Annotated in this window: 11 protein-coding genes; 2 read left to right on the forward strand and 9 right to left on the reverse strand. The window is 67.3% G+C overall.

Features of this window, described 5'->3' with window-relative positions; translation table 11 throughout:
• Window positions 1-17: 17 nt before the first annotated feature.
• The 6 genes from tolB to SJY20_RS17720 form a co-directional block, all read right to left on the reverse strand.
• The gene (tolB, locus tag SJY20_RS17695; protein WP_380788478.1) at window positions 18-1,421 is read right to left on the reverse strand and encodes a Tol-Pal system beta propeller repeat protein TolB; all 1,404 of its coding nucleotides are present in this window, start codon (window positions 1,419-1,421) and stop codon (window positions 18-20) included.
• A gap of 75 nt (window positions 1,422-1,496) precedes the next feature.
• On the reverse strand, window positions 1,497-2,561 hold the full coding sequence (locus SJY20_RS17700) for a cell envelope biogenesis protein TolA (RefSeq protein ID WP_380788479.1): 1,065 nt from the start codon (window positions 2,559-2,561) through the stop codon (window positions 1,497-1,499).
• 13 nt (window positions 2,562-2,574) lie between these two features.
• On the reverse strand, window positions 2,575-3,021 hold the full coding sequence (gene tolR / locus SJY20_RS17705) for a protein TolR (RefSeq protein WP_380788481.1): 447 nt from the start codon (window positions 3,019-3,021) through the stop codon (window positions 2,575-2,577).
• 1 nt (window position 3,022) lies between these two features.
• Window positions 3,023-3,715, reverse strand: a complete 693-nt coding sequence (tolQ, locus tag SJY20_RS17710; RefSeq protein WP_380788483.1) for a protein TolQ — start codon at window positions 3,713-3,715, stop codon at window positions 3,023-3,025.
• Complete coding sequence (gene ybgC / locus SJY20_RS17715) at window positions 3,712-4,164, reverse strand: tol-pal system-associated acyl-CoA thioesterase (protein WP_380788485.1); 453 nt, start codon at window positions 4,162-4,164, stop codon at window positions 3,712-3,714. Before ybgC ends, tolQ begins: the two co-directional genes overlap by 4 nt.
• Window positions 4,165-4,276: 112 nt before the next feature.
• Window positions 4,277-5,035 carry a hypothetical protein gene (locus tag SJY20_RS17720; protein ID WP_380788487.1) on the reverse strand — a complete coding sequence of 253 codons (759 nt, stop codon included), beginning with the start codon at window positions 5,033-5,035 and terminating at the stop codon, window positions 4,277-4,279.
• 177 nt (window positions 5,036-5,212) lie between these two features.
• On the opposite strand from SJY20_RS17720, the gene SJY20_RS17725 reads away from it, so the two are divergent.
• Together SJY20_RS17725 and SJY20_RS17730 are read left to right on the forward strand one after the other, a co-directional pair.
• A complete protein-coding gene (locus tag SJY20_RS17725) occupies window positions 5,213-5,911 on the forward strand; it encodes a TIGR02281 family clan AA aspartic protease (protein ID WP_380788488.1) in 699 nt (232 codons plus the stop codon).
• Window positions 5,912-6,138: 227 nt separating this feature from the next.
• Window positions 6,139-7,734 carry an alkaline phosphatase D family protein gene (locus tag SJY20_RS17730; RefSeq protein WP_380788490.1) on the forward strand — a complete coding sequence of 532 codons (1,596 nt, stop codon included), beginning with the start codon at window positions 6,139-6,141 and terminating at the stop codon, window positions 7,732-7,734.
• Between the two features lie 118 nt (window positions 7,735-7,852).
• Here SJY20_RS17730 and SJY20_RS17735 read toward each other — a convergent pair whose 3' ends face one another.
• From SJY20_RS17735 to SJY20_RS17745, 3 genes are all read right to left on the reverse strand, one after another.
• Complete coding sequence (locus SJY20_RS17735) at window positions 7,853-8,269, reverse strand: cupin domain-containing protein (RefSeq protein WP_380788491.1); 417 nt, start codon at window positions 8,267-8,269, stop codon at window positions 7,853-7,855.
• Window positions 8,270-8,340: 71 nt separating this feature from the next.
• On the reverse strand, window positions 8,341-9,558 hold the full coding sequence (locus tag SJY20_RS17740; RefSeq protein ID WP_380788492.1) for an MFS transporter: 1,218 nt from the start codon (window positions 9,556-9,558) through the stop codon (window positions 8,341-8,343).
• A 126-nt stretch (window positions 9,559-9,684) separates the two neighbouring features.
• The gene (locus SJY20_RS17745) at window positions 9,685-10,593 is read right to left on the reverse strand and encodes a LysR substrate-binding domain-containing protein (RefSeq protein WP_380788494.1); all 909 of its coding nucleotides are present in this window, start codon (window positions 10,591-10,593) and stop codon (window positions 9,685-9,687) included.
• Window positions 10,594-10,769 lie beyond the last annotated feature (176 nt).

Raw genomic sequence — 10,769 nt, forward strand, 5'->3', positions numbered from 1 at the left:
GGGTGCTGATAGCAGCTTTACGGACGCAGCGGACCCCAGGCCGGATCGGAGCCGTCGAGCGGCGTCGGGATCTTGCGCTCGTTGACCCCGGTCAGGTCGACCGACCACAGGTCCGCCTTGCCCGCGCTGCCGCGGCCGGACCGATAGAAGTTGATGACGCGGCCGTTCGGCGACCAGCTCGGACCCTCGTCCTGCCAGTCGTCGGTCAGCAGCTTCTCGCCGCCGCCGCTCGGGCTCATGATGCCGATCCGGAACCCGCCGCCCAGCTTGGTGTACGCGATCAGGTCGCCGCGCGGGCTCCATACCGGGGTCGCATAGCGGCCGCCGCCGAAGCTGATCCGCTGCTGGTTCGATCCGTCCGCGTTCATCACGTACAGCTGCTGGCCACCCGAACGATCGCTCTCGAACACGATGCGCGAGCCGTCGGGCGAATAGCTGCCGCCGGTGTCGATGCCGGGCGAATTGGTCAGGCGTTGTGGGGCACCGCCCTGCGACGACACGCGATAAATGTCGGTGTTGCCGCCCTGCGCCATCGAGAACAGGATCGATCGGCCGTCCGGCGAGAACCGCGGCGCAAACGTCAGGCTGGAATTCGCCACCACCAGTCGCTGCTTGCCCGACCCGATGTCGTAGACATAGATCGCAGGGCGATTGTTGACGTAGCTCATATAGACGATCGACTGCTGGTTCGGCGCGAACCGCGGCGTCAGCACGATCGACTGGCCGTTGGTCAGGAAGCGGTGGTTGGCGCCGTCCTGGTCCATGATCGCCAACCGCTTGATACGCCGACCCTTCGGACCCGTCTCCGAGACATAGACCACGCGGCTGTCGAAATACGCGCCCTCGCCGGTCAGCCGGGTGTAGACCATGTCGGCGCATTTATGCCCGGCGCGGCGCCAGTCGGACGGCGCCACCACGAAGCCCTGCCGGGTCAGCTCGACCTTCGAGAACACGTCGTACAGATAGCATCCGACGGTCAGATTGCCGTCGCCATTGGCCCGCACGAAGCCCTGGACCAACGCCTGCGCCCCGGTCCCGCCCCAATATTCGAACCCGGGCGCGGTGACTTCGGGGAAGCTGACCGGACGCAACTGGCTCGCCGACAGCGGGGTGAACAACCCGGAATTGCGCAGGTCGTTGTTGACGATCTCGGCGAGCTGGCGCCCGAGCACGTCGGTCGATCCCGCCGCAGTCGACGCCACCGCCGCGGTCGGCATCGCCGGAATCGCGATCGGCATCGGCGCCGAGATACCGCCGGTAACCGACACTTCCAGCGGCGCCGAACCCTGCGGAGCTGCGGCGCCTTGCGGTGCCGCGGCCTGCGGATCGAGCGGCGGCGGCGCGGCATCCTGCGCGAAGGCAGGTACCGAAAGGGAGAGACCCGCGAGGGCGGCGACCATGCTGAAACGAATCATACGCATCCCTCTATCACACACCACCGTCATGCCGGACTTGTTCCGGCATCCACCGTCCGCACTAGCACCGCGAAGAAGAGATCACCGCAGCTGCCAGCTGTAGTTGATGTTGTTCCACCCACCGTTCGGCGTCGAATAGAACTCGGCGGGAAGCTTCAGCGGCGAACAGCCCTTGAACGCCGCGATGCCGAGATCGGCGACGCGCTGCGCATAGCGACGGTTCTCGTCGTCGACGCCGGTCTGGCCGACCTGGCGCGGAGTCGCGGCCAGCGTGCCGTCCTCGTTGAGGCGCAGGTTGAGCTTGGTGACGATCTGGTTCGCACCCGGCCCCGGATTGACCTGCCGATCGGCGCACGGCTGGATCTGCCGCGCGATCGCCTGCACGATCGACGCCATCGCACGCGCATCGATCTTCGCGGCGCGCGGCGCGTCCGACTTGCTCGGCGAAGGCTGGTCGGACAGCCCCTTTAGGAAATTGTCGCCCAGCCGCGATCCGCGTGGGCGCGCCTTGGTCGCCGTCTCGCTCGATCCGCTACCCTTGGTCGCGGCGGGCTTGGCCTTGGACGGCGACGCAGAGGCAGTGCGCGACGGCGACTTGGATGTGGAAGCGGACGCCGACGGTTTCGCCGCGGACTTGGCCGGCGCAGCCTTCGCGGGCGCAGCGGTCTTCGCGGGCGCCGGCTTGGAAGGAGCCGGTTTGGCCGGTGTCGGCTTCGCGGGACTCGGCTTCTGCACCGGTTTCGGTTTCGGCGCGGGCGTCGGTTTGGGAACCGGCTTCGGCTCGGGTTTCGGCTCGGGTTTCGCGGGCGTCGGCTTGGCCGGCGCAGGCTTGGGTTTCGGCTGCGGTTCCGGGGCCGGCGCGGGCGGCGGCGGCGCCGGTTTCGGCTCGGGCTCCGCCTCTTGCGGCTCGGGCGGCGCCGCATCCTCGGGCGCACCGACATCGGGCGCGATCGATTCGGCGGGCGGCGTCACGCTCTGCGGCGCGGTCGCTTCCAGCGCGACATCGGGCACCAGGCTGATCTCGATCGGCTGTTGCTGCAGCTTGGCGGGCTCGGGCGTCGCCAGGAAGCCGACCGACAACAGCCCGAACAGGACCGCATGGCCGACGATCGCAACGCCCAGGCCGATCTTCTCGGTGCGGTCCATCAGCGCGCGGCCATTACTTCGCGGCGTTCCCGCCGCCTTCGACGGTGACCAGCGCGACGCGGTTGAGCCCGGCGCGGTTGAGCTCGCCCATCACCCGCATCACCCGCCCGTAATCGAGCGCACGATCGGCGCGCAGGAAGATCTGCGGTCCCTGCCCGACCGCACGGCTGGCAGCGATCGCAGCCAGCCGGACCGGCAGCGCGTCCTCGCCGACTTCGTCCTTGTCGATGAAGACGCGGCCCGTCTCGTCGAGCGAGACTTCCACCGGCTTCTGCTCCTGGTCGAGCGCCTTGGCGCGCGCGTCGGGCAGGTTCACGGGCACGCCCGCGGTCATCAGCGGCGCGGTGACCATGAAGATGATCAGCAGCACCAGCATCACGTCGACCAGCGGCGTGACGTTGATGTCCGCCATCGGCGCGCGCCGTCCCCGCCCACGGCTGGAGGGAAGGTTCATCGCCACCTTATCGAGACCCGTCCAGCTGGCGCGACAGCGTGGTGTGGAAGCCGTCGGCGAAGCGGTTGAGCGCTGCCTCGATCCGGTTGATGCCGTGGCTGAAGCGGTTGTACGCGATCACCGCGGGGATTGCCGCGAACAGGCCGATCGCGGTCGCGAACAGCGCCTCGGCGATGCCCGGTGCGACCACCGCAAGACTGGTATTCTGCGCCGACGCGATGCTCGTGAAGCTGCGCATGATGCCCCACACCGTGCCGAACAGCCCGACGAACGGCGCCACCGACCCGACCGTGGCCAGGATGTTCAGCCGATCCGACAGCTTGTCGATCTCGCCCGCGGTCGCGGCACCCATCGTCGTCGCCAGCCGCTCGCGCGTGCCGTTCTTGTCGATCGTCCCGCCCGCGGTCGAGCGCCGCCATTCGGTCACCCCGGCGGCGAACACCCGCGCCGATGGCAGGTCGCTCTCGCCCTCGGTCTTGTAGAAGGCGTCGATGTCCTCGGCCTTCCAGAAATCGCGTTCGAACCGCACCATCGACTTGCGCGTCCGCCCGATCCGCCGCCAGAACGCGATGATCAGCGCCCAGGTCCAGATGCTGGCGAGCAACAGCCCCAGCATCACGAACTTGACCACCCAGTCGGCCTGGAGGAACAGCGCGACCGGCGACAAGGTCGCTCCGTCCATGTTGAGCACCGGATTCATGATTCCCCCTGCCAGACGAGGCGTTCGTAGATGTCGGTCCAGGCGCGCGGTTGTCGCTTCGGACGGCCGCCGGGAGCGACCATGGCCGCCACGACGTCCGCCTGGGTCAGAACAACCCCCTCGCGCATGACTCGTTGATGAATGGAGACGCTCGCGGCGCGAACCTGCGTCAGTCGCGATACCACGACCAGCGCGTCGTCGAGCTTCGCCGGCGCGGCATAGCGGATATCGAGGCTGGCGACGGCATAGGCGCCTTCGCCGGCCTCGTGGGCCGCACGCTGGTCGATCCCCGCGACGCGCAGCATGTCGGAGCGCGCGCGCTCCATGTAGCGCAGATAATTGGCGTGATAGACCACGCCCGACAGGTCGGTATCTTCGAAATAGACGCGCACCGGGAAACGGTGCTCGCGGCCGTCGAAGCGTCCTCCGGTCGGTAAGTCCTGTCCCATTGCCGCCCCGTTAACCGAAGCGGGCGGCGGATTAAAGCGTTAGTGCTCGCCGGCCATAGCCGTCATGCCGGGCGCGTTCCTGGATCCGGACCAGGTCCGGGATGACGAAAGATTACTGGATAGCGCTGAGGTCCAGTTCCAGCCGCGGCCGCGGTGCTACGGGCACGCTCGGCTGCGAGATCGGCTGCAGGCGGGCCTGGGTGATCGTCATGGTCGGCGTGTTCGCGGCATATTGGCGGCCAACGAATACCGGAGCCGGCGCACGCGCAGGCGTCGTCCCACCGCGCCACGCGTCATACGCACGGTAGAATTCGGTGAACGGACGCTCCAGCGCCGGCAGCCGTTCGGCGGCAAACGCGGGCATGCGGTCGGGCGAGACCATCGCGCCATCGGCCAGCACGGCCGCCGCTGATGCACAGAACGCATCGCGCGCCGGGCTCTGCGAGAAGAAATTATACAGCCGCGTCATCGAATCGTCGTAGCGGTCCTGCCAGTCGCCGCCGCCCGCCTTGTATTCCTTGGCATAGGCCGCCTCGGCGTTGGTCAGCACCGGCTTCTGGCTGCTGAGCAGCGCATTGTAGCCGGCAATGATCGTCGCCTCCTGCGGACCGCGGCACGCCAGCGCGGCGACGTTCAGCGCGGCGCGCAGATGCCAGATCGTCGCGGCCGGCGTCAGGTTGCGGTTCGGCGTCGGATAGGATCCGTCGGGCAGCGCGACGGGAATCACCATCCCCGGAAACGCACCTTTGGGCATCGGCGGCGCGACGACCGGCACCATCACCGTCGGCGGCGTCACCGACGCCACCTCGCGGTGCGACGCACAGCCCGCCAGCAGCGACGCGACGGAAACGGATAGCAACACACGGTTCATCGACTTCACCTCGCTGGCCCCCCGGCCTGCATCGGTCTAGCCAGCACAAGGTTAACAGCGAGTAAGCCGTGCGGTGGACCGCGGAATGCCGCGATTGCGCGGAAACCGGTCGGCGCGATGGCGGCGGTTTCGGATCGAATCGGTACGTCTTGGGGTTGAGATCCCACTGTGCCGATCGTGACCAATCCAGAATGGCAGCACCTCGCCATCTATGCCATCGGCGCTGCGCTCGTCCTCCTGATCCTGTTGCGCATCCCCTATCTCGGCGGCGCGCTGCGGGCGCTGTTCTCGATCGGGCTGCTCGCCTCGTGCCTTTTCCTCGTCTTCCAGCAGGCGCCGTTCATCCCCGGGCTGGCGCGGTTGACCGAAAACCTCGGCATCGACGACCAGACGATCAACGGCAGGGACGTCCGCATCCGCATGTCGCCCGATGGTCATTTCTGGGCACGCGCGACGATCAACGGATCCGAACGGCGGATGCTCGTCGACAGCGGCGCGACCATCACCGCCCTGTCCGAACGGACCGCAAGCGCCGCTGCGATCGATCGGCGACCTGGCGTCGTCCCGCTGATCCTGCAGACCGCGAACGGCAATGTCCGCGCGGACGCCGGTCGCATCGATACGCTGCGTCTCGGCAGCATCACCGCACGCAACCTCCGCGTCGTGACCTCGCCCGCGCTGGGCGAGACCGACATCCTCGGCATGAACTTCCTGTCGCAGCTGCGATCCTGGCGGGTCGAAGGCCGCACGCTGATCCTTGTTCCGCACCACCCCCAGGCGGCCATCGAGCAAAGCGCCGGAGCCGAAATCCGCTCGATGATCACGCGCATGCGCGCGCGGAAACTGCCCCCTGTCATAAAAGATCAGCATAACTGACACGATCGCGTCGTCGCCCGACCATAAGCACGGGATCAGTTACGTGAAGGCATCGGCGAGACCGTGCAGGACGACAACGGCCGCGCCGATACGAGATCACCGCCCTACTGAACGACTCGCCGAAATCCCTGGTCGGCAACAGCCTTCGCTACGTCGGCGGAGTCGACGATGGTGACTGGGGCGCCTCTCTTTCATCATGCTGCGCTGATCCGCTGAACGGAATTACCATGTACGAAGTCGACCGCCGCTATCTCCTGTCCGCGCTGGGAAGCCTGACCGCCGCGGGCCTGCTGCCCGGGCGGCGCGTTAGCGCTGCCGAAGTGCGCCCGCGCAACCTGATCGAGGACCCGCGCTTCCCGACGCCGCCGTTCACGCTCGGCGTCGCGGCGGGCGATCCGGATGCCACGGGCTTCGTGATCTGGACCCGGCTCGCCCCGCTGCCGCTCCAGCCCGATGGCGGCATGATGATGGCACCGGTGCCGGTCGCATGGGAAGTCGCCGCCGATCCCGACTTCCGCCAAGTGCTCCAGCGCGGCGAGGCGATCGCGCATCCCGAACTCGCGCATTCGGTCCATGTCGAAGTCGCCGGGCTCGCCCCGGCACGCCCCTATTGGTACCGCTTCACCTGCGGCGGCGAGCGCAGCGGCACCGGGCGCGGCGCGACCCTGCCGCTGCCCGGCGCGCCGCTCGACCGTGTGCGTTTCGCGGTCGCCGGCTGCCAGCAGTACGAGGAAGGCTATTACACCGCGTGGCGCCACATCGCCGCGGAGCCGATCGACTTCGTGTTCCACTACGGCGATTACATCTACGAGGGCCCCGATCGCGGCGACCTGCCGCGCAATCCGAAGAAGCCGCTGGTCCGCCGCCATATCGGCCACGAAATCTACTCGATCGGCGATTATCGCCAGCGCTACGCCCAGTACAAGAGCGACCCCGATCTCCAGGCCGCGCACGCCGCCGCGCCGTGGTTCGTCAGCTTCGACGATCACGAGATCGACAACAACTGGGCCGCCGACATCGATCAGGACAACACCGCGCCGGAGGTGTTCCGGACCCGGCGCGCGATGGCGATGCAGGCCTATTACGAGCACATGCCGCTGCGCCGGTCGTCGATGCCCGACGGATCGCACATGCAGATGTATCGCGGGGCACGGTTCGGCGACCTGATGGACGCGTTCTTCCTCGACACCCGGCAGTACCGCTCCGATCAGGTCTACGGTGACCGCGATGCGCCGCAGGGCCCCGACGCCTTTGCCACCAGCCGTTCGATCACCGGCGCACCGCAGGAGGCGTGGCTGTTCAAGGGCCTCGACCGTTCGAAGGCGCGCTGGAACCTGATCGCGCAACAGGTCTGCCTGATGAACCTCGGCTATCACAAGGCGGGGCAACCGGAGCAGCTCGTCTCGATGGACCAATGGTCGGGATACATGAACAGCCGACGGCGCCTGCTCGCGCACATCGACGCGCACTGCCCCGGCAACGTCATGACCGTCAGCGGCGACGCGCACCGCCATTACGCCGGCGACCTGATCCAGGATCACGGCAACGGCAAGATCGTCAGCAGCGAATATCTCGCGACCTCGATCAGCTCGGGCGCGGACGGGGTCGGCGAAGACGACGACTACACCCGCTCGTCACGCGCGGAAAACCCGCACCTCAAGGCGTTGACCGACCGCCGCGGCTATGTGCTGTGCGATGTCGGCCGCGATACATGGCGTGGCGACCTGAAAATCCTCGACACGATCGCGACGCGGAACGGCACGCTGTCGACGCATGCCAGCTTCGTCACCGAGCGCGGCAGGCCGGGCCTGCAACGCGTCTGACAAGCGCCACCGGTCGCCCGCACCTGCGTTGACCGCGTTCGCCCAATCGAACTGGATGAAATGCCCCGCGCGTGGGCTGCCGTGCTGGTCCCGTGCATACGAGACCGCATCGCGCGGCTCAGTCCGTTGCCACCGGCGAGAGATAGTCGTCGTCGCTGACCTTCTCCATCCAGGTGACCGGCGACCCGTCCACGGACTCCTGGATCGCGACGTGGGTCATGCCCTCGTGCGGCGTCGCGCCGTGCCAGTGCTTGTGGTCGGCCGGGCACCACAGCACGTCGCCGGCGCGGAATTCGTGCTTCGGTCCGCCCGCGACCTGGGTCCAGCCCACGCCTTCGGTCACGATCAGGGTCTGACCCGCCGGATGGCTATGCCATGCGGTGCGCGCGCCGGGTTCGAAATGCACGATGGCTCCGCTGACGCGCGACGGATCTGGGCGCTGGAACTGACCGGTGATCGTGACCTTGCCGGTGAAATAATCGGCAGGCCCGTCGACCGTGACCATCTCGGCTTTGCGGCTGATTTCCATGTCCATGTCGGTGTTCCCTTGAGAATTGAGCGTAGGAGGATTGAGACCCAAAAGCATCAACGCCGCAAACAGGCTTATCATCGGGCGTCCGACGCGGCGCGCCCTGCTTGCGCATCGAAGACGGCGAGGATCGCGGCGCCGACGAGCAGGGCGGCGCTGGCCAGGAACGCGGCGCGGTAGCCACCTGCATCGAACAACAACCCACCACCCCCTGCGCCCAGCGTGATCGCCAGCTGGACGACGGCGACGAGCAAGCCTCCGCCAGCCTCGGCATCGTCGGGAAAACGGCGTGCCACCCAGGTCCACCAAGCGACGGGCGCCCCGGTGCCGATCACGCCCCACAGCGTCAGCAGGACGGCGACGGAGATGGCGTGCGCTCCCGCCACCACCAGGCCACACGCGATAGCCGCCAGACCTATGGGCGCGAGGATCAACGTCGCCGACAGGTTGCGGGTTACCAACCGCCCGAACACGAAAGTCCCGAGCAGCCCGCCCGCCCCCATCAGGAGCAGGACCAGCGACAACGCCGGTACGCCGAGTTGCGTCACGCTTTCCAAGAACGGGCGAACATAGGTGAACAGCGCGAACTGCCCCGCGAACAACAGCGCCACAGCCGCCGCCCCGATCCGCGCGGTCGGCCGGCGCAACAGGCCGAGCGCACTCGCGCCCGTCTGGGTCCGATCGGACGGCATCGTCGGCAGCGCCAGCCATTGCCACGCCAGCGTGACGGCGGCGAGCGGCACCACGACGAAGAACGCGCCGCGCCAACCGATATACTGGCCGAGAAAACTGCCGAGAGGCGCCGCAAGCGTGGTCGCGAGCGCGTTGCCGCCATTGAGCAGCGCCAGCCCGCGAGCAATCTGATCCTCCGGCAGCAGCCGCATCACGGTCGCGGCCGACATCGACCAGAAGCCGCCGACGACCACACCGATCAGCGCACGGCCGGCCATGAACATCAGGTAATTGGGCGCAAAGGCCACGATCAACCCGGAGACCAGCATCAGGACCGTCAAGCCGAGCAGCAGGACGCGGCGGTCGATCCCCCGCGTGACCTTTGCAATCGAAAGGCTCGTCAGCACCGCGAACAGACCCGAGATCGATATCGCCTGCCCGGCTGCGCCCTGGCTGAGATGGAGGTCCGTGGCGATCGGCGTCAGGATACTGACCGGCATGAATTCGGAGGCGATCAACGTCGCCACGCACAGCGTCAGCGCGAACACCGCACTCCAGCCCGAACGGCCGCTTAGCTCGCCGTGGGCGACGGCGTGGTTTTCGAGGATGGCCGATTGTGCCACGCTATTGCTCCGGACGATGATGGATTGCTGGGGTTGGTCGCTGGCCCGGATTTAGGGAGTCGGGCAGGCGCGGATCACCCATCATTGCCGCGACGAGGCAATGAGCATCTTTCATCGATCGCGGAATTACAGACCCAGCGGCTGCAATTCCCGGATCACCTCGATCAATAGGCGCAGTCCGGTCGGCAACTGCCGGCGTCCGGGATGATAGATATGGAATCCGGGACCAAGCGGCGCCCAGTCCATCAGCACAGGGCAAAGCCGCCCCTGCTGCACTAGCGGCATTACGCTGGGTTCGGGCAGATACGCGAGCCCGGTCCCGGCAAAGGCCAGATCGAGCGCGAACTGCGTCTGGTCGAGCGTGATCGCGCCCGGCACATCGATCGCGATCACCTCACCGTCCTTCTCGAACTCCCAATGATAGATGCTCGCATCGCCGAGCCGCAGCCGCAGGCAGCGATGCGCCAACAGCTCGCGTGGATGCGTCGGTACGCCGTGGCGCTCCAGATAGCCGGGCGATCCCACCACTACCCATTTGATGTCGCGCGACAGCCGCTGAGCGACCATGTCCTCGGGCACCGTACCGCCCCAGCGGATCCCTGCATCGGCACCCTGCGCGACCACGTCGACCATGTCGTTGGTTACCGCAACGTCGATCTCGATTCCGGGATAGCGCGCGACGAACACTGGTAGCACCGGGCCCAGCAGCAGCGAACTGGCATGCTCCATGACGTTCAGGCTGATCCGACCTGCCGGTTCGTCGCGGTAGCGGTTCAGCCCCTCGACCGCGGTCCCGATCGCGTCGAACGGCCCGGCGAGTGCAGCCTGCAAATCCTCGCCGGCCGCGGTCAACGTGACGCTCCGGCTCGTCCGGTTGAGCAGCCGCACGCCGATGCGTGCCTCGAGCCCCTTCAACGAATGGCTAAGCGCCGACGCCGTCACGCCGAGCTCCACCCCTGCGCGACGGAAGCTGCGGTGCTTCGCCAACGCGATGAAATAGGCGAAGTCTGCCAGATCGGCGCGGCTGATGCGCATTCCCGTCCCCTGCCGTGATGCATGCTGATGCAACGCCGCTAAGCAATACTCAACCGGCGACACAGGGTGGACGGTTAAGCACGAACGAGTTCGATGTCAGAAGACCGCGCTTTGCCGGAACGCAACAAAGCCCCGGGAGCGTGAGCTCACGAGGCTGTGTATGTTGTGTGTTGGAT

The organism is Sphingomonas sp. R86521 (assembly GCF_042466235.1).
Taxonomy (GTDB): domain Bacteria; phylum Pseudomonadota; class Alphaproteobacteria; order Sphingomonadales; family Sphingomonadaceae; genus Sphingomonas.

Coding starts and splice junctions, on each gene's coding strand:
- SJY20_RS17700 (WP_380788479.1), bottom strand. CDS start 2,561: ATGGACCGCACCGAGAAGATCGGCCTGGGCGTTGCGATCGTCGGCCAT.
- tolB (WP_380788478.1), bottom strand. CDS start 1,421: ATGCGTATGATTCGTTTCAGCATGGTCGCCGCCCTCGCGGGTCTCTCC.
- tolQ (WP_380788483.1), bottom strand. CDS start 3,715: ATGAATCCGGTGCTCAACATGGACGGAGCGACCTTGTCGCCGGTCGCG.
- SJY20_RS17745 (WP_380788494.1), bottom strand. CDS start 10,593: ATGCGCATCAGCCGCGCCGATCTGGCAGACTTCGCCTATTTCATCGCG.
- SJY20_RS17720 (WP_380788487.1), bottom strand. CDS start 5,035: ATGAACCGTGTGTTGCTATCCGTTTCCGTCGCGTCGCTGCTGGCGGGC.
- SJY20_RS17730 (WP_380788490.1), top strand. CDS start 6,139: ATGTACGAAGTCGACCGCCGCTATCTCCTGTCCGCGCTGGGAAGCCTG.
- SJY20_RS17735 (WP_380788491.1), bottom strand. CDS start 8,269: ATGGACATGGAAATCAGCCGCAAAGCCGAGATGGTCACGGTCGACGGG.
- ybgC (WP_380788485.1), bottom strand. CDS start 4,164: ATGGGACAGGACTTACCGACCGGAGGACGCTTCGACGGCCGCGAGCAC.